This is a genomic window from Colwellia aquaemaris (assembly GCF_057548755.1).
Genome location: NZ_BAAJLV010000005.1, coordinates 239,010 through 257,124, shown reverse-complemented (window position 1 = coordinate 257,124; position 18,115 = coordinate 239,010). Strand labels below are relative to the sequence as shown.

Below are 18,115 nucleotides of genomic sequence, written 5' to 3'. Positions count from 1 at the left end.
TAAAAAGCCCCTTAATTGGGCGTTAGGTGTTTCGAGAGTCTGTATGTCAATTCTGAGAAAATTATTTCGTTGGGAACGAGGTAGGCAACAATCAGGCTACGACAAAATGTTACTTTGTGGAGCGGTTTGGCCTATAAAATTTGATACTTATTTGCTTAAATTTCCACAAGGAAGCGAAATAGCACCACATACTGATAAAGTTAAATCGGGGAAACATTTTCGTCTAAACATAGTGTTAATTAAAGCTGAAGTTGGCGGGGAATTTAGGTGTACTAATCCGATATTTGAAACTAAGCGCATTAAGTTATTTCGTCCAGATGTCAGCGTGCACCAAGTATCAAAAGTAGAAAAAGGAAATAGATATTTACTTAGTATCGGTTGGGTAAAAAACACCTAACAAGGCAATCAAGCGGGACTGCTAAAGCATGGCTCGGTTTCGCTTCGCTACACAAGTTTAGCCATGCATTATCAGCCCCTTATTGGGGCGTTATATGCTTCAAAGAATTACGTATTAGAGCAAAAGATTTTTACGTAGTGTTTTTCGCTAAAACTGTTTAGTGTATGCACTAATAAACTTTGTTTTTTTATCCTTTTTCAAAGGTAACAAAGTTATTAATTTAGTTCGGCCAGTTGTGCTTAACGCTCAAAAGTTCACGGTTGGTCGTTTTATAACGGGTGCCTTTAAATTCGTGTAGCGTTTGTATTAAATTACGCTGCATATAACAAGCAATTCAAGCGGGACTTTTTAAAGTTTGCTCGGTTTCGCTGCGCTACACAATTTTAGCAAACTATTAAAAAGCCCCTTAATGTGGGCGTTAGGTGATTAAGGATAATCTTGCACAATCTCGACGAATGGTTACCAAATTGCTCCCCATATATAACTAAGCTTGTGTATGACATTGATAAAAGGGAGTTAGTTATTGAGTTCGCTTTAGATTCAAAAGAATTTAAGCCTCATTCTCGTATTATTTGTTCTTCCATACTGGAATACTCAGAAAGTGATATGGATGATGGGACTCATGATGATTGTATTGATGGTGTATTGGATTTAAATTGGATAGAGGAATCAGGCACTTTTTTGGTGGTTACAGATAAAAAGGAAATCCTTTTAACTTTAGAAAATAAACCTGTTCGAGTAGACATCACCTAACAAGAAAATTAAGTGGGACTGCTAACAGTTTGCTCGGTTCCGCTTCGCTTCACATTTTAGCAAACTATTAATCAGCCCCTTATTTGGGCGTTATGTGTTTTTCTAAAATGGAGTTCTTAATGTTAGAGCTGAGACCAAATTGCGAATGTTGTGATAAGGACTTACCTCCAGAATCAACTGAAGCTCATATCTGCACATTTGAATGCACTTTTTGCACAAGTTGTGTTGAAGGAATTTTAAAAAATCAATGTCCAAACTGTGGTGGGAATTTTGTTTCTCGGCCAATAAGGCCAATTGCGGCATTAAAAAATAACCCTGCATCAACTAAGCGCGTGTTAAAAGAACAGGGTTGTGCACCAAACACATAACAAGTAATTCAAGTGGGACTTTTTACAGTTTGCTCGGTTTCACTTCGTTCAACATTTTAGCAAACTATAAAAAGCCCCTTAATTGGGCGTTAGGCGTAAAGGATGAACCGAGGTCAATTTTCAAGTAATGTAAACTATTTCCATGTCAGGTTGGCAGGTGCTCAACATGCTGACTTGAGCTTATTTGAAAATGTAATTACAAGTCTAGAGTTGTATATCGAGAATCTTGAAGAGTCTTATGATCCAATTGATGAATATTCACTAAATGATTTATGCGAAGTGTATTCATACAATTACTATAACAAACAATATTTGTTAAATGGTGCTGAATTAATTCCAAAGTTTGAATTAATCACTGATATCATTGAAAAACATAAAGAATTTCTTGTTGTTAACGGGGTAGCTCCGGATTATATTTTAAATTGGAGAATTCAAAGTAATGTATAAATTACGCCTAACAAGTCGTTTAAAAGGACAAAAAACAGTTGGCTTTTGCTCCTTCGTCGCTAATTTTAGCCAACAAATTTTTGTCTCTTAACGAGGCGTTATGTTTAAGGTGAAATTTTGAAGTATATTTGCATTTTTCTGGTATTTCTTTGTATTTCATGTGCATCTAATAATCATGGAAGCAACTATGAAAATGAGCACCCAACAATTGAATGTAATATTAGTGGTAAAGATAACAACTCAACCGAAAATGAGAACCAAAGGCTGGAAAACAATTGTGAGCAGCCTCCTTCGAACCCTATAGGGGCAGTAATACAAGGAGGTATTTCAGTAGCAATATTACTTGCTTTGATACTTTAAACATAACAAGCCACTGAAGCAGGACAAAAAACAGTTGGTTTTGCTCCTGCGTCGCTAATTATAACCAACTATTTTTTGCCTCTTAGTGGGGCGTTATATGCTCAAGTGTAAACTATGGATTTTTGGCATCGATATCGAATTCACTTACTAATTATAATATGTGTAGTGCTTTCTCCATTTATATTTCAGTTTTCGTTATTTGATGGGAAATATATAGGCGAAACAAAAGGAGTTGTTAAAAAAACATACTACAAAACTTATGGAGTCTCACGAGGGAGATCAAGTTTACCAAAAGCTAAATTAATGATTGAAGGTATAGGTTTAGTAAACGTAATATGTGAAATGCGCTGCATTGTTGGCTCCAACATAAATGTTCAAATATATCGTCCATTTTTCTTTGGTGAAGATATTTACATATATGAAGACGCATATAACAAGCTGTTCAAGCGGGACAAATAACAGTTGGCTAGGTTCCGCTTCGCTTCACATTTTAGCCAACTACAATTTGCCCCTTAACAGGGCGTTATGTGGCAAGGAGTATTAATTGATTTCTGGTGCAGTAGGAAAAATTATCGGTCTAGCTTTAGCGCATAGCGTTTTGATTGGTAGTGAATTACAAGAAGGTGAAAACCGATCAATTAAAACTTTTGAAGCTGACACACAAGAAGAAGCTGTTATTCTTGGACAAGAGTTTTTAAGCTCTTTGTCAGAAAAATCTGATAGCTGGGCTTATGTACAAGATGGCTTAATTACTCTTCCAAATGGTAATAAGCAAGACGTCTATTTTATAAAATCGTGGGCTAAAGGTATGTCAGAGCCAATGGAGTTATATCAAATGTATACAGCACAGCCTTTTACACTTATAGAAAATATTAAAGTGCTAAATTACGCTGATACTGGTTTATCAGCAGAAGATGCAGATTCATTTATAGATGCGTTGGATGAAGGAATATTTTCACACCCATCAGCAACTAAACAAGAATTAGAGAAGTGGTTCAAATAAGTGGCCACATAACAAGTTGCTCAAACGGACGCTAAACAGTTGGCTAGCGCTCGTGCCTCGCACATTTTAGCCAACTATTTCGCGCCGCTTAGCAAGGCGTTATGGAGATATCCAGGGATATGAGTCACATCAGAGTTTTGTGTTTAATATTTAGTTTTTTCATTGTAGAAGTAAGTGCTTTTGACCGAATAAAAAATGAGGCCGAATTTCTAAAATATCTTGAAATAGAAAGTATTACAAAGGCCGCTATAGAGCAATATCGTAACGAGGCAGTTCGTTTGTATCCCTCAATTTCGTCTGAAAATGTAGATAGAAAATTTTCTGATGTGTTCAAGCTTGGACGTGAACAAATATTTAATGCTTACAAGCAGTCGCTGTCTGCATTTACAGACGAAGAATTATCAGAACTAATTAAATTTTATAAAACTGATTTTGGGAAATGGTATCTCAACAATTTTCAAAAATTTAATCACAAAGCGATAGAAAATATGAATCATGCCTCAAAGAAGTTAAATGATGCATATATTCAATGAATTCAGGAGCTACAATCTCCATAACAAGCTGTTCAAGCGGGACAAATAACAGTTGGCTTTTGCTCGTTCCTCGCTTATTTTAGCCAACTACAATTTGCCCCTTAACAGGGCGTTATATTTTTCGGTGGTACGGAGATTACTTGAAGTATTTTTTAATCATTCTATTTATTACTGTTAGCTGTTGCTCAATAAACTTTGCTTTGCCGCCTTATGCGATCCAATCATTAACCTTTTTTACATTAAATAAAAATCAATTAAGTGAATTTGATGCAAAGTTTACTAAAAGTTCAGAGCAGAAAACTAGCTCAAGTATCAAAGGGTTAAAACTAGCTTTTAAAACAAAAATAGGTGCAAGGCTTTACTCTATTGGTGCAGAAAAAAGATTTAAGCGTTATTACAACATTTCATTTGTCAAAGGCGGTTTAAATTACCCTTACTGTTCACCTGCATTAATTTATTCCGACGCGATAGACATAAAATGTAATATTGAGCTAAGTGATGGTTGGGTTTTATATTATAACGGTATCATTAGGCACAGACTTAAAGAATTGGTGAACAGCAAAATATAACAAGCTGTTCAAGGCGGGACTGCTAAAGTTTGGCTCGGTTTCGCTTCGCTACACATTTTAGCCAAACATTATCAGCCCCTTAACAGGGCGTTAGGTTACCAAAGCACATGGATGAATTAATTGAGCTCAGCGTAAAAGGAAAGTTTCAGCTATTTAAAAGTGCCGAAAATCCGAGGCGCTCACTTGGAAACGCAGCTTATCGACCTAGTCATCAATTTGAGGGGCAAAAGGATTTCTTCATGGGATTCGTAGAGTTCGAAAATGGTGAATGCTTTCCAAATAAAACTGTTGCGTCCGAAATTCATGTTATTTGTTCAAAGCAAAAACTTTCTCATTTCAAACCTAATTGCCAATGGTTTGTTTTTGAAGGTAAACAACTTGTAGGTAAAGTTACAGTGGATTCAGTTGAACAAGTAACCTAACAAGAAAATTAAGCGGGACTGCTAACAGTTTGCTCGGTTTCGCTTCGCTACACATTTTAGCAAACTATTAATCAGCCCCTTATTTGGGCGTTATATGCTTTAAAGAATTACGTCTTAGAGCAAGATATTTTTTTGCTTAGTGTTTTTCGCTAAAACTGTTTAATGTATGCACTAATAAACTTTGTTTTTTAAACCTTTTTCAAAGGCAACAAAGTTATTAATTTAGTTCAGCCAGTTGTGCTTAACGCTCAAAAATTCACGGCTGGTTGTTTTATAACGGGTGCCTTAAAGTGCTAGCAGTGTTTGTTTTTACTGGCGCTGCATATAACAAGCAATTCAAGCGGGACTTTTTAAAGTTTGCCTGGTTCCGCTGCGCTACACATTTTGGTAAACTATAAAAAGCCCCTTAATATGGGCGTTATACGTATTGATAGTCAGGAGTTCATTGAATGGATGCAGAAATTATTGAAGTATCAGAAGAGCAAGAAAAGAAAGTAACATTTCCTTATTTGGCATATACATTTGGTGTAGGTTTAGCTTCGATAGCTTTGGTTGTATATTGGGGGATTATTGGTTTCTCAATCATTCTTGCAATTACTTTTGGCGGTTTGATACAAGTTTTATTCAGAATAACTAAAAGGATGTGGTCAAATCATTTAAACCCTAATATGCAAGACTCTAGAACCCCCTTGGTATTGGGTTTTATTGAGACATTACCCACTATTAAAGTATTCATGTCACTCTACTTAGTAATGGTTGCAGTGTCTTTGTTTTGGTATGGTGTAGGCGTGTTTTTTGGTTGGCTATTTAGTTAGTGCATAATACGTATAACAAGCTGTTCAAGCGGGACAAATAACAGTTGGCTTTTGCTCGTTCCTCGCTAATTTTAGCCAACTACAATTTGCCCCTTAACAGGGCGTTATATGCTTCAAAGAATTACGCATTAGAGCAAGAGATTTTTTACTTAGTGTTTTTCGCTAAAACTGTTTAGTGTATGCACTAATAAACTTTGTTATTTATTCCTTTTTCAAAGGTAACAAAGTTATTAATTTAGTTCGGCCAATTGTGTTTAACGCTCAAAAGTTCACGGTTGGTCGTTTTATAACGGGTGCCTTTAAATTCGTGTAGTGTTTGTTTTAAATTGCGCTGCATATAACAAGCAATTCAAGCGGGACTTTTTAAAGTTTGCCTAGTTTCGCTGCGCTACACATTTTGGCAAACTATAAAAAGCCCCTTAATTGGGCGTTATAAGTACAGGGAAAGTATGAGTATGTGGAAAAATTTGAGTACTATTCAAAAAGGAATATTTATCGCCTTAATGTGTTTAGTCGTACCATTTGCGCCTGAATTCATTCTTATGTCGGAGATAGGTGGCATTGAGCTAGTATTTAGCTTTTTAGTTCTATATTACAAGCCTGTAATTCTTAAGGTTCAATCATTTATCGAGCAAGTCAAAATTGAGCTTAGTATTTGTGCGGTAGCATTCAAAAATAGTTCATTTGTTCAACCTAAAGTGTACTTTACTCAAGCATTATTTTACTCATGCGCATTAGTTGTAACAGGTTCAGTAATGTATTCATCTATATTCTTTCTACCAGCATTAATGTTAAACGGCGTTCTGGTGTAATGTACTTATAACAAGTTACTCAAACGGACGCTAAACAGTTGGCTAGTGCTCGTTCCTCGCAATTTTAGCCAACAATTTATCGCCGCTTAGTAAGGCGTTATATGCTTTAAATAATTACGTATTAGAGCAAGAGATTTTTACGTAGTGTTTTTCGCTAAAAATGTTTAGCGTATGCACTAATAAACTTTGTTATTCAATCCTTTTTCAAAGGCAACAAAGTTATTAATTTAGTTCGGCCAGTTGTGCTTAACGCTCAAAAGTTCACGGCTGGTTGTTTTATAACGGGTGCCTTAAAGTGCTAGCAGTGTTTGTTTTTACTGGCGCTGCATATAACAAGCAATTCAAGCGGGACTTTTTACAGTTTGCCTGGTTCCGCTGCGCTACACATTTTGGCAAACTATAAAAAGCCCCTTAATATGGGCGTTATATGCTTCAAAGAATTACGTTTTAGAGCAAAAGATTTTTACGTAGTGTTTTTCGCTAAAAATGTTTAGTGTATGCACTAATAAACTTTGTTATTTATACCTTTTTCAAAGGTAACAAAGTTATTAATTTAGTTCGGCCAGTTGTGCTTAACGCTCAAAAGTTCACGGTTGGTCGTTTTATAACGGGTGCCTTTAAATTCGTGTAGTGTTTGTTTTAAATTGCGCTGCATATAACAAGCAATTCAAGCGGGACTTTTTAAAGTTTGCCTGGTTCCGCTGCGCTACACATTTTGGCAAACTATAAAAAGCCCCTTAATATGGGCGTTATATAAAACAAGGAGGTTTGGTGCATGCATAAAGTTTTAGGGCGATTAGCACTTCTCTTAATTGTTATCGCTTTTGTGTTTGGTTATTTCGAACATCAAAGTATAGTTAATGCTTCTTTATCACTTGATGAGATATTTGAGCAGCGCTACTTATTAGAGCTAAAAATCGGCATATTTTTATTATTTCCTTGTTCTTATTGGTCATATCATTGGTTCATAACTTTCAAAAATTGGCCAAAAGATCAACGTACTGTTCTATTTGGTAAAACAGTAAAGTACGGCAATAGTTTAATACTAAGGTTCTTACTCGGTTCATTTGCTATTTTCGGTACTTTAGGTCCTTGTTTACTTTCATTCTATATGGCGAGTGTATTTAAAAGTTTTATATAACAAGGCAATCAAACGGAAAATTTACAGTTGGCTGTTTTTCGTTCCTCAAACATTTTAGCCAACTATAATTTTCCGCTTATTGCGGCGTTATATGCCTTTGATGGATCTGAGCTGAATGGAAACGAATAGTGTTATAAAGAATGGAGAGGTAGAACTTCCAATACCACCTATATGGCGAAGCTCTATTGCTAAAATAGTCGATGCATTGGTCACTGAAGATTACGTTTTACGTTCTGTCATTTCAAATTCAGAGTTAAGAAGCCCTGATGTAGCCAGCCAGATGAGAGCATATATAGATGATTACGGCGAAAAACTTACACCGTTATCTGAAAAGTGTTGGGATTCATCAGTATATATTTGGCAAGGTAGAGACTGGCTGGCATTAGTTGATTTGTCGACAGATAAAGAAGAAGTTAGCGACTTGGTAATGCAGTTATCCATTTCCGAGCATGAGGCTGATTTTAAATTTACTGTCGAGATGGTTTATGTGCCGTAATGGGTATATAACAAGCCAATCAAGTCGGACGCATAACAGTTGGCTGCGTTCACTTCGTTCACAATTGTAGCCAACTATTATCCGCCGCTTATTGGGGCGTTATATGCTTCAAAGAATTACGTATTAGGGCAAGAGATTTTTTTACGTAGTGTTTTTCGCTAAAACTGTTTAGTGTATGCACTAATAAACTTTGTTATTTACTCCTTTTTCAAAGGTAACAAAGTTATTAATTTAGTTCGGCCAATTGTGCTTAACGCTCAAAAGTTCACTGTTGGTAGTTTTATAACGGGTGCCTTTAAATTCGTGTAGCGTTTGTATTAAATTACGCTGCATATAACAAGCAATTCAAGCGGGACTTTTTAAAGTTTGCCTGGTTTCGCTGCGCTACACATTTTGGCAAACTATAAAAAGCCCCTTAATTGGGCGTTAAGTGTCTCAAGGAGTATCAATGTTCTGCACTAATTGTGGAGATGAAACGGATTTAAAAATTAGGCACTGCCAACATTGTCAGTTTGACTTAATACACGTTCAGTCACTTTTAGACGAAGATGATTTTGATGATGACCTTGAAGATGAATTTCGAGGCGCTTCGGATTGCGCTAAAAGGTGTATTGTATTATATGCTCTAAAATCCGTAGCACATGGTGCTAATGCAGAGTCTGTTGTTTCTTGGTTAAAATCTGAAAAACTATGGCCTGCTGTTAGTAATGAAGAGAAATCTTTCTTTTTATCTGCAAATCCAAGTGAGAGCCAAGTAATAAATGCTTCTTGGCGAATTGAGGCTTTGTCTTTACTGTTATGGGCTTTAGGTAATAAAGTTAACATCAGTGATTTGTCAACTATGTGTGATTCAGATCAGGTAGACTCGATATGTAACTTTTATTTAAAAAGCACAATAGCATTCATTGAGTCAGCAACGTTAATTTCCGAATCAAAAATCTATGATGTTTACGAACTGATTTATGAATCACATTGGAAAATTCGAGATGCCCAAATAAATAGTAAATCGCTAGATAAAAAATATGATTCAGGTGTGGTTATGGAGAGGCATCACGCTATTAATTGGTTAATGGGGCATTGCGGCCAAGAATGGGATGAGGTAACAACCGACACTTAACAAGTCGTTTAAAAGGACAAAAAACAGTTGGCTTTTGCTCCTTCGTCGCTAATTTTAGCCAACTATTTTATTGCCTCTTAACGAGGCGTTATGTTGCTTATTTGACTTGAGTCACCGGAAAGAATTATGAGTGTTAATTTACGTTGCCCTTGCAAAGCATGTAGTGGTTGGGTTTGTGAAGTAGAACAAGATTAATCTCCTACCTTTTGGGGGTGCGGAACTTGTGGGAATGTATGGTTTAAAAAGAAAAGTTTAGAGCTCGATATTTCTAGCGCTATATCTGAAAGTGATTATCGAGCAAAGGTTTATCTTAAAACTCAAAATGGCTTTGTAGGCATTGACATTGACGATGAACCAGAAGATTATGCAGAGTTGGTTGCAGAAGAATGGGATTAATTATCGTGTATTCAGCAACATAACAAGCTATTCAAGTGGGACAAATAACAGTTGGCTAGTTCCGCTCCGCTACACATTTTAGCCAACTGCAATTTGCCCCTTAATAGGGCGTTATATGCTTTAAAGAATTACGTATTAGAGCAGGAGATTTTTACGTAGTGTTTTTCGCTAAAACTGTTTAGTGTATGCACTAATAAACTTTCTTATTGATACCTTTTTCAAAGGCAACAAAGTTATTAATTTAGTTCGACCAGTTTTGCTTAACGCTCAAAAGTTCACGGTTGGTCGTTTTATAACGGGTGCCTTTAAATTCGTGTAGTGTTTGTTTTAAATTACGCTGCATATAACAAGCAATTCAAGCGGGACTTTTTAAAGTTTGCCTGGTTTCGCTGCGCTACACATTTTGGCAAACTATTAAAAAGCCCCTTAATTGGGCGTTATATTTACGGAAAAATATGAGTATTGAATTTGAGTTAGAAGCAATAATTGATGGCGAAACTGTAGCTCTTATTGCTCGTCAACTTAGCTCGATTGATTTTAAACTTAATAATAAATCAACTCTAAATGGTTACGAAATCAAAAGTACTTTTACCCAACCTCGAGCATTAAAGCCTGATGGTAATCCAGACTTAGAAGTTTTCTGCTTCTATTTGGTTAACGCAAAGGATAAAGATAAGTTTATTGTTGGTAATAAAACCGTACTCTTGTAGCATTGTAAATATAACAAGCTGTTCAAGCGGGACTGCTAAAGTTTGGCTCGGTTTCGCTACGCTACACATTTTAGCCAAACATTATCAGCCCCTTAACAGGGCGTTAGTTTTCTATGAGTATGATTCGAGTATTCTTTTTTAATTTGATTTTTGTATCAGCGGTGACAATGGCAAATGATAAACCAGCCGACTTAACTGACGAGCAATGGAACAAGTATCTTGAGCATAAAGCCTCGTGGGAAAATATGCTCAAAGAACGTTACGAGAATGAATTAAAAATTAGTCCACCTGAACCACCATGGATTAAATTTCCTGATTACCACCCAACAGATATGTTTTGGCGAATGGGTAAAGGTGAAGATTACTTAGTCGACTATTTCGGTTTGTATTTTAAGTATGCTCCAAAGGCGGAATTAAAGGCTTATAAGCAAAAATATCCTGAGCACAAAGATTGGTTTGGGACGTATGAGAACTTCGAAAACTAACAAGTTACTTAAAAGGACGCAAAACGCTTGGCTTGCGCTCCTTCGTCGCCAATTTTAGCCAAGCATTTATGCGCCCATTAGTAAGGCGTTATGTTTCTGGAGAATCATGAGTAATCATCACGTTATTATTTTTGATGGAGTTTGTAATTTTTGTAACAGCTCAGTCAATTTTATTATAAAGCGTGACCACTCAAATAAGTTTGTTTTCGCACCAATGCAAAGTCCAGCAGCTCAAAAATTAATTGCAGATTACAACGTAGAAAAAGTTGGTTTTGATACATTTCTTCTAATTAAGAACGGTGAATGCTTCTATCGTACAAATGCTGCAATTGAAATCACGCAAGATTTAAGCGGTGCTTGGTATCTATTTAAAGTGTTCAAGATACTACCTAGACCTATTCGTGATTATTTCTATCGTTTATTTGCGAGAAATAGGTATAGTATTTTTGGTAAATCAGAAACTTGTATGGTTCCAACTAAAGAGTGAAAAAACAAGTTCTTGTGGTAGCGAAACATAACAAGCAATTCAAGAGGGACTTTTAACAGTTTGCTAGGTTCCGCTTCGCTACACATTTTAGCAAACTTATTAAAAGCCCCTTAATTGGGCGTTATAAGGCACAAAGGATTATGAGTAATTCTGCTAGGATAATTGTATTAATCAGCAGTATTCTTTTCATAATTGTTGGTTGTTATTTCCTATTTGTTACCTGGCAACATAATCCACAATGTGAGTTTCATTGCGAAGGTAATATTAACTGGTTAAATTGGCTACCTTATGGATTTGTATATGGGTTTTATGCTTTCCTAATTTCTATCGTGTCAGGTTTCTTTATAAAATACTGCTACGGCTGGGTTAAAAGTGCCATATAACAAGCCACTCAAGCAGGACAAATAACAGTTGGTTTTTGCTCCTTCGTCGCCTATTTTAGCCAACTATTATTCGCCTCTTAGTAAGGCGTTATGCGTCAGTCGCGAATTCGAATAAATTTGTTGTTTTCGGTTGGCACTTTACAAAGGCTAGGGTGCTTGTTGCCAATTCTTTATCTTGGTAACGTGTGTGCTAAGTTTTCTGTGTCAGCTTTTGGCCCAACAGTTTTTCGCCAAAGTAAGTTTGGTGGTAAAAACCATTGTAATTAAGTGGCTCAAAATTCATGGTTTGATGTGTCGCGCTGCGTGGGAGTTCTTGTTATCTACGGTCGGGCTGCCACGAAATTTTATATAAATGGCGTTGTTTGTGGTAACCGCAACCAGCGCATAACAAGGCGCTCAATGGGACGTTTAAAGTTTGGCTCGTTTCGCTGCGCTCACAATTTTAGCCAAACTATAAACGCCTATTAGCTTGGCGTTATACGGTTTTCGGAAAAGGAGTTCTAATTGTTCGGTTTGATTAAAAAATTATTCGCAAAGCCACATATTGAAACTGAAGTAAAAGGGATAGGTAGAGTTACCTTTAATGCTGAGGAAAGCGCGTGGGAATTAAATGAGCAGCCTAAAGATTTAACTAAGGGATTAGATTTAAATTTTTGTTGTATTTCTGGAGATGCTCAAGGACTTACTCCAAAAAATGTACAGGCGTTTATTCGCTATATCGAATCTCCTGAGTTGTTATGGAAATTTATTGGTAACAAATTCCAAAGAAAAGCATCTGAAAATATTCCTGAAATCATATTAAATAATTTTAAAGAGCACCTCTATATTTACAGCCTTACTTTAACTAACCCCAATGAATTTGAGGTTGGCTTTCATGCACGTAATATCGATATCTTTATAGAACTGTTTATTGTGAATGACGTAATTAAAAACATAGAAAAAGATGTTGGGTGCTGTACCGTATAACAAGGGTTTTCAAGTCGGACTCGTGACAGTTTGCTCGGTTCCACTTCGTTTCACATTTTAGCAAACAATTACTCGCCGCTTAAAACGGCGTTATATGCTTTAAAGAGTTACGTCTTAGAGCAAAAGATTTTTACGTAGTGTTTTTCGCTAAAAGTGTTTAGTGTATGCACTAATAAACTTTGTTTTTTAAACCCTTTTTCAAAGGCAACAAAGTTATTAATTTAGTTCAGCCAGTTATGTTAACGCTCAAAAGTTCACTGTTGGTCGTTTTATAACGGGTGCCTTTAAATTCGTGTAGCGTTTGTTCTTACTGGCGCTGCATATAACAAGCAATTCAAGCGGGGCGTTATAAGGTTCGCTAATTTGGAGTATGATTGATATTTGGTCATCTTTAAATTAGATTGGTTTTACTATGGAGGGGATATCATGAAAAATTTAAAACTCATTTATATATATTTCTTGTCAGGTGTTTTGTTTTTAATAACAGCTGGCGCATTCTATTCCTCTGAAAATAGTCATCTAACACCAGCCTTTGCGAGTATTGGTTTCGCGATAATCTCAATCAGTTTGTTTTTCTATAGCCGTTACAAAAGTTGTAAAAAACCAAAACAAGACATAGAGTAAAAACCTTATAACAAGTCAATCAAGTCGGACGCATAACAGTTGGCTGCGTTCACTTCGTTCAAAATTTTAGCCAACTATTATCCGCCGCTTATTGGGGCGTTATATGCTTTAAAGAATTGCGTATTAGAGCAAGAGATTTTTATGTAGTGTTTTTTCGCTAAAACTGTTTAGTGTATGCACTAATAAACTTTGTTAATTAACCCTTTTTCAAAGGCAACAAAGTTATTAATTTAGTTCAGCCAGTTGTGCTAACGCTCAAAAGTTCACGGCTGGTCGTTTTATAACGGGTGCTTTAAAATTCGTGTAGCGCTTGTTTTTACTGGTGCTGCATATAACAAGCAATTCAAGCGGGACTTTTTAAAGTTTGCTCGGTTTCGCTGCGCTTCACATTTTAGCAAACTATTAATCAGCCCCTTATTTGGGCGTTAGTTGCCGCAACTTGTTCGAGTAAATTTATTTATTAAACGTGCGGTATTTCACATCAAAGGATTGGTGTTTGTTTCCTTCCTTTTTTGTTTCAGTTTTTAGCTTTATAAAATTACATTTGTGCTTTTGGCAACACAGTTTTCGCCTAGCGTTTGTTAGGTCTAAATACTTATGTAAAGTGTAATAGGCTCAAAGGTAAGGTTTGTGGCTAAGTTGCGGTAGGTGTGTTTTGTATCTTCCGAATATCCCATGAACATGGTAATTTGTTGTAAGTGTTGGTGTTTTTAATAAAAAACAACTAACAAGGGATTCAAACGGACTTTTAACAGTTGGCTGTTTTCACTCCGTTCAACATTTTAGCCAACAATTAAAAGCCGCTTAGTAAGGCGTTATATGCACAAGGAGGTTTCGGTGGAAGAGTTAGCCGAAGGAGCACTAAAAACTATTCTTAGGTTGATCCATTTTATCCTCATAGAAGCTATTTGTGAGTTTCTTATCTATTGGGTTGGTCGCATATTTTTGTTAGTTATCACATTAGGTAATTACCCACGCGGCAAGCAAGCTGAAGAACATGAAGGTCGCATCATTTGCACAGGGATAGTGGTCATCATATTAAGTATTGTTCTAATCAGCATATATGTGTAAATTGGCATATAACAAGCTAATTAATAAGGATAAAAAACAGTTGGCTGTTTTCGTTCCTCAACATTTTAGCCAACAATTTTTTGCCCATTATTAGGGCGTTATATGGTTTCAGTGGGGGACATCAATGCAAGTAGTTTTTAAACGGTTAATTAATGTAATAAGTCTTATTGCTATATTAGCTTTGGCATTGTTTATCATCATGATTGTTTCTGGTTCTGTTGCTAATTGGATCGTTTTCACAGAGGCAAACTGGATTCCTATCGCATTAGTTTTTATCTGTATTATTACAATTAACTATGTAGCTTTCGGTAAAGTAACTATTTGGCATAAGAGTATAAAATAACCATATAACAAGTCGTTAAAGCAGGACAAATAACAGTTGGCTTTTGCTGCTGCGTCGCTTATTTTAGCCAACATATTATTTGCCTCTTAACGAGGCGTTATATGCTCAGGTCAGACTATGCGTGAACAAATGGATAAAGCCCTCAAAGAAATTGTTGTGCCTTACTTAAGAGAGCTGGGGTTTAAGGGGAGTTTCCCTCACTTCTATAGAGATAATTTTGAACACGCTGATTTGATTACTTTTCAGTTTCATTCTGGTGGTGGTTCATTCGTTGTAGAAATATCTAATACGGGTATTAACAATGAAAATATTACAAAATTCGCTCGCGAGTATCCCCTGAAAAAAATTCATGTTTCTCATTCTGGCAACCGATTAAGGTTAGGTAGCCAACCTCTCAAAGGTAAAAATGACTTTTGGTATTGTTATTCAAAAAAAAGTTTTTGGGGTATTTTTAATCAACCTAACTATTTAGCTAAATTGGTTTTAAAGCAATTAAAAAAACAAGCAGAGCCGTGGTGGAAAGAATTCGCATATAACAAGCCGCTCAAAACGGACAAATAAAAGTTGGCTTTTGCTCGTACCTCGCTCATTATAGCCAACATATTATTTGCCCCTTAGCGGGGCGTTAGGTGTACTTTTGAAAGTTGAGACCAAAGCTATAAGTACTCAGTATGGATTGTTGTTGAATGGAAGGTGTTGCATTCACCTTGATGATTACTCATGGAATCAAGCTGCTGGTGTTGTAACGTTAGAGGGTGATTTGAACGGTGATCTTGTTGAGCATACGATTAAGGATAAATGGATACCTTTCAAGCTTACTCTTAGTGGTGTAATTAGCAGCGAGCACATACAGGAAGATTCAGATTTTAGTGATATTGAAACTAAATCTAATTTTGATTTAGGCCTTAATAAATCAAATGGAATTATCAAACTAATAATCAAGACTTATGATGATGTATTTGTTGTGAAGTGCAAGTCTTACAAATGGGAATACGAGGCACCGTACACCTAACAAGGCAATCAAGTGGGACTGCTAAAGCTTGGCTCAGTTTCGCTCCGCTACACAGTTTAGCCAAGCATTATCAGCCCCTTATTGGGGCGTTATGTGTAAAGCAGGTTGTGTCTGCTATTTTATCCCCTAAAGGAAGTATTGATTTGAAAAAGTATATGGTTGTTGAGAAATTCAAACCTGGTTGTATCGAAGCTAATTATGAAAGATATAATACTCAAGGTCGTATGTTTCCTGAGGGGTTGCATTATCTAAATTCTTGGGTAAACAAAGAACTTAATGTGTGTTATCAGCTCATGGAATCAAACGATATTGAGTTATTTTATGAATGGTTCAAAAAATGGGATGACTTCGTTGATTTTGAGTTAGTGCCGCTCGATTAATTTGCACATAACAAGGCAATCAAGTGGGACTGCTAAAGCTTGGCTCAGTTTCGCTCCGCTACACATTTTAGCCAAGCATTATCAGCCCCTTATTGGGGCGTTATATGTATCACTCGTTTAAGTGTGTAAAACTATGAATTTGACCAATTTAGAAATATCCATCTCAATTATATTAATATTGGTAATTGCTTTAGTGGTTCATTTTTATAAACGTAGGGATATCAGGTGTTCAAATTGTACAGATCCAATGAAACTTAACAAAGAGTCTACTAAATGGATCTGTATCAGTTGCAAAGCAGAAGTTATTAAAAATAAAAACAGCTAGGTGCAAAATACATATAACAAGCTGTTCAAGTGGGACTGCTAAAGTTTGGCTCGGTTTCGCTTCGCTACACATTTTAGCCAAACATTATCAGCCCCTTAACAGGGCGTTAGCTGCTTTGATATCAATCATTAGTAAGGTGCCTTAATGAGAATTTTAGTAACAGGCTCTGCGGGTAGAGTCGGGCGTGCAATCTATATTAAATTAATGCGAACACATGATGTAGTCGGCATTGATAAAACGCCTTGTTCAACAGCCGATTACATTGGTGATATTCGTGATAGTACTCTGATTGATGGAGTTCTTGAAAATATTGATATCATCATTCATACCGCGGCTCTTCATGCTCCTCATGTTGGTTTAGTGCCAGATTCAGAGTTTCAATCTATCAACGTGGACGCGACTGAGAAACTGGCTTTGGCTGGCGTAAAAGCAGGTATTAAGCACTTTATTTTTACCAGTACAACTGCGTTGTACGGTTATGCTTCGACGCCTAAAGGTATTTCAGGTTGGATTAATGAGGAGGTTGCTCCGCAACCTAAGTCGATTTACCATAAAAGTAAAATTGTTGCTGAAACTAAACTAAAAGAAATTTCAAACTTGTTTCAGCTTCCAGTGACTGTGCTGCAAATGTCGAGATGCTTTCCTGAGGCTGCGGATTTAATGGCAGTATTTCGTCTGACTCGTGGTATTGATGCTCGAGATGTAGCAAACGCTCATTTATGTGCTGTGGAAAAACGCTTAAGCGGTTTTAATCGTTTTATAATTTCAGGTGCAACATCTTTTCATCTTTCTGATTGCGAAGCTTTATATACTGAAGCTGGATCGGTTATCAAGCGTAAGTGCCCAGAAATCGTGCTAGCATTTAAGCAAAGAAATTGGCAGCTACCTCAAAGCTTAGATCGCGTATATGATTCATCGTCCGCACGTGAGAAATTAGGCTGGTCACCTATATATGGTTTTGAAAGCGTTTTGGAAATGTTAGATACTGAAACAGCAGAAGTATTGCCAATTTTAAAACGCAGTTAACAAGCATTTCAAGCGGGACTGCTAACAGTTTGCTCGGTTTCGCTTCGCTACACATTTTGGCAAACTATAAAAAGCCCCTTAATATGGGCATTATATGCCAAGATTAATAATAGTTATGCGAAGCTATCAAGGATCTAACTTAGATGAAATGTATACTCTACTTTCTTGTTTTAAGCTTTACTTCAATTTGTAAATCAAACTCAATCGATTCTGAAACTATTATGCTAGTTCAATTGCGATATGTTGAATCTGGAGGGAGTAAAACTAGCGCTACAATTGTATTGTTTAATGAGTCTACTAGAGAAACATTAACTTTAAGGGCTAGAACTTCAAATGTCAGTAAAATATCACTAAAACCGGGAATTTATTCTCTAGATACTTATTTCACTTATGGTGGAGTCGAGGTCAATTTAGATAAAATCGGTTATAAATTTGAAATAAAACCTAATGAAATTAATTATGTAGGTGATTGGCTTTTTACTGAAAATTGGAGTGAGTTTATGTCTAAATATGGGAAGGTTGGCGTTTCATTTGAAACATCATTTAGTAAGGTAACTATAGAAAATGGATTTGCTAAATATCCAGACTTATTCAAGAGCTTAAAGTTTAATGTTGCAAAAGCATTAATCTCAGAATAATGGCATATAACAAGCAATTCAAGCGGGGCGTTATAC

27 protein-coding genes are annotated in these 18,115 nt (G+C 36.2%); all 27 read left to right on the top strand.

Annotated elements, in window-relative coordinates; all coding sequences use genetic code 11:
* The first annotated feature begins 43 nt into the window (after positions 1-43).
* Positions 44-397 (top strand): 2OG-Fe(II) oxygenase, encoded by a 354-nt coding sequence (locus AC27HL_RS15465; protein ID WP_487081952.1) that lies wholly within the window; start codon positions 44-46, stop codon positions 395-397.
* 492 nt (positions 398-889) lie between these two features.
* A complete protein-coding gene (locus AC27HL_RS15460) occupies positions 890-1,150 on the top strand; it encodes a hypothetical protein (protein ID WP_487081943.1) in 261 nt (86 codons plus the stop codon).
* 92 nt (positions 1,151-1,242) lie between these two features.
* Entirely contained in the window at positions 1,243-1,518 is a 276-nt protein-coding gene (locus AC27HL_RS15455; RefSeq protein ID WP_487081942.1) for a DUF1272 domain-containing protein, read from the top strand.
* A gap of 102 nt (positions 1,519-1,620) precedes the next feature.
* A complete protein-coding gene (locus tag AC27HL_RS15450; protein WP_487081941.1) occupies positions 1,621-1,965 on the top strand; it encodes a hypothetical protein in 345 nt (114 codons plus the stop codon).
* A gap of 117 nt (positions 1,966-2,082) precedes the next feature.
* Positions 2,083-2,325, top strand: a complete 243-nt coding sequence (locus tag AC27HL_RS15445) for a hypothetical protein (protein WP_487081940.1) — start codon at positions 2,083-2,085, stop codon at positions 2,323-2,325.
* Positions 2,326-2,439: 114 nt separating this feature from the next.
* Positions 2,440-2,784, top strand: coding sequence for a hypothetical protein (locus AC27HL_RS15440; RefSeq protein WP_487081939.1), 345 nt, complete (start codon positions 2,440-2,442; stop codon positions 2,782-2,784).
* Between the two features lie 85 nt (positions 2,785-2,869).
* Positions 2,870-3,328 (top strand): hypothetical protein, encoded by a 459-nt coding sequence (locus tag AC27HL_RS15435; protein ID WP_487081938.1) that lies wholly within the window; start codon positions 2,870-2,872, stop codon positions 3,326-3,328.
* A gap of 119 nt (positions 3,329-3,447) precedes the next feature.
* On the top strand, positions 3,448-3,861 hold the full coding sequence (locus AC27HL_RS15430; protein WP_487081937.1) for a DUF2059 domain-containing protein: 414 nt from the start codon (positions 3,448-3,450) through the stop codon (positions 3,859-3,861).
* A gap of 140 nt (positions 3,862-4,001) precedes the next feature.
* On the top strand, positions 4,002-4,430 hold the full coding sequence (locus AC27HL_RS15425; protein WP_487081936.1) for a hypothetical protein: 429 nt from the start codon (positions 4,002-4,004) through the stop codon (positions 4,428-4,430).
* Between the two features lie 107 nt (positions 4,431-4,537).
* Positions 4,538-4,852: a hypothetical protein gene (locus tag AC27HL_RS15420; protein WP_487081935.1), complete on the top strand. Its 315-nt coding sequence runs from the start codon at positions 4,538-4,540 to the stop codon at positions 4,850-4,852.
* Between the two features lie 449 nt (positions 4,853-5,301).
* On the top strand, positions 5,302-5,667 hold the full coding sequence (locus AC27HL_RS15415) for a hypothetical protein (protein WP_487081934.1): 366 nt from the start codon (positions 5,302-5,304) through the stop codon (positions 5,665-5,667).
* A gap of 449 nt (positions 5,668-6,116) precedes the next feature.
* Positions 6,117-6,479: a hypothetical protein gene (locus tag AC27HL_RS15410; RefSeq protein WP_487081933.1), complete on the top strand. Its 363-nt coding sequence runs from the start codon at positions 6,117-6,119 to the stop codon at positions 6,477-6,479.
* A 775-nt stretch (positions 6,480-7,254) separates the two neighbouring features.
* A complete protein-coding gene (locus AC27HL_RS15405) occupies positions 7,255-7,620 on the top strand; it encodes a hypothetical protein (RefSeq protein WP_487081932.1) in 366 nt (121 codons plus the stop codon).
* 115 nt (positions 7,621-7,735) lie between these two features.
* Positions 7,736-8,116 (top strand): DUF7668 domain-containing protein, encoded by a 381-nt coding sequence (locus AC27HL_RS15400; protein WP_487081931.1) that lies wholly within the window; start codon positions 7,736-7,738, stop codon positions 8,114-8,116.
* 448 nt (positions 8,117-8,564) lie between these two features.
* Entirely contained in the window at positions 8,565-9,233 is a 669-nt protein-coding gene (locus AC27HL_RS15395) for a DUF4272 domain-containing protein (RefSeq protein ID WP_487081930.1), read from the top strand.
* A gap of 851 nt (positions 9,234-10,084) precedes the next feature.
* Positions 10,085-10,339, top strand: a complete 255-nt coding sequence (locus AC27HL_RS15390) for a hypothetical protein (protein WP_487081929.1) — start codon at positions 10,085-10,087, stop codon at positions 10,337-10,339.
* Positions 10,340-10,506: 167 nt separating this feature from the next.
* The gene (locus AC27HL_RS15385) at positions 10,507-10,824 is read left to right on the top strand and encodes a hypothetical protein (RefSeq protein ID WP_487081928.1); all 318 of its coding nucleotides are present in this window, start codon (positions 10,507-10,509) and stop codon (positions 10,822-10,824) included.
* Positions 10,825-10,930: 106 nt separating this feature from the next.
* Positions 10,931-11,311 (top strand): thiol-disulfide oxidoreductase DCC family protein, encoded by a 381-nt coding sequence (locus tag AC27HL_RS15380; protein WP_487081927.1) that lies wholly within the window; start codon positions 10,931-10,933, stop codon positions 11,309-11,311.
* Positions 11,312-12,198: 887 nt separating this feature from the next.
* Entirely contained in the window at positions 12,199-12,660 is a 462-nt protein-coding gene (locus tag AC27HL_RS15375) for a hypothetical protein (protein ID WP_487081926.1), read from the top strand.
* 426 nt (positions 12,661-13,086) lie between these two features.
* Positions 13,087-13,284 carry a hypothetical protein gene (locus tag AC27HL_RS15370; RefSeq protein ID WP_487081925.1) on the top strand — a complete coding sequence of 66 codons (198 nt, stop codon included), beginning with the start codon at positions 13,087-13,089 and terminating at the stop codon, positions 13,282-13,284.
* A gap of 837 nt (positions 13,285-14,121) precedes the next feature.
* Positions 14,122-14,355 (top strand): hypothetical protein, encoded by a 234-nt coding sequence (locus AC27HL_RS15365; protein WP_487081924.1) that lies wholly within the window; start codon positions 14,122-14,124, stop codon positions 14,353-14,355.
* 124 nt (positions 14,356-14,479) lie between these two features.
* Entirely contained in the window at positions 14,480-14,698 is a 219-nt protein-coding gene (locus AC27HL_RS15360) for a hypothetical protein (protein ID WP_487081923.1), read from the top strand.
* Between the two features lie 117 nt (positions 14,699-14,815).
* Complete coding sequence (locus AC27HL_RS15355) at positions 14,816-15,259, top strand: DUF4304 domain-containing protein (protein WP_487081922.1); 444 nt, start codon at positions 14,816-14,818, stop codon at positions 15,257-15,259.
* A gap of 76 nt (positions 15,260-15,335) precedes the next feature.
* Entirely contained in the window at positions 15,336-15,710 is a 375-nt protein-coding gene (locus AC27HL_RS15350) for a hypothetical protein (RefSeq protein ID WP_487081921.1), read from the top strand.
* A 107-nt stretch (positions 15,711-15,817) separates the two neighbouring features.
* The gene (locus AC27HL_RS15345) at positions 15,818-16,090 is read left to right on the top strand and encodes a DUF3303 domain-containing protein (RefSeq protein ID WP_487081920.1); all 273 of its coding nucleotides are present in this window, start codon (positions 15,818-15,820) and stop codon (positions 16,088-16,090) included.
* Between the two features lie 469 nt (positions 16,091-16,559).
* Complete coding sequence (locus AC27HL_RS15340; protein ID WP_487081919.1) at positions 16,560-17,441, top strand: NAD-dependent epimerase/dehydratase family protein; 882 nt, start codon at positions 16,560-16,562, stop codon at positions 17,439-17,441.
* Positions 17,442-17,584: 143 nt separating this feature from the next.
* Entirely contained in the window at positions 17,585-18,079 is a 495-nt protein-coding gene (locus tag AC27HL_RS15335; RefSeq protein ID WP_487081918.1) for a hypothetical protein, read from the top strand.
* The last annotated feature ends 36 nt before the right edge of the window (positions 18,080-18,115 follow it).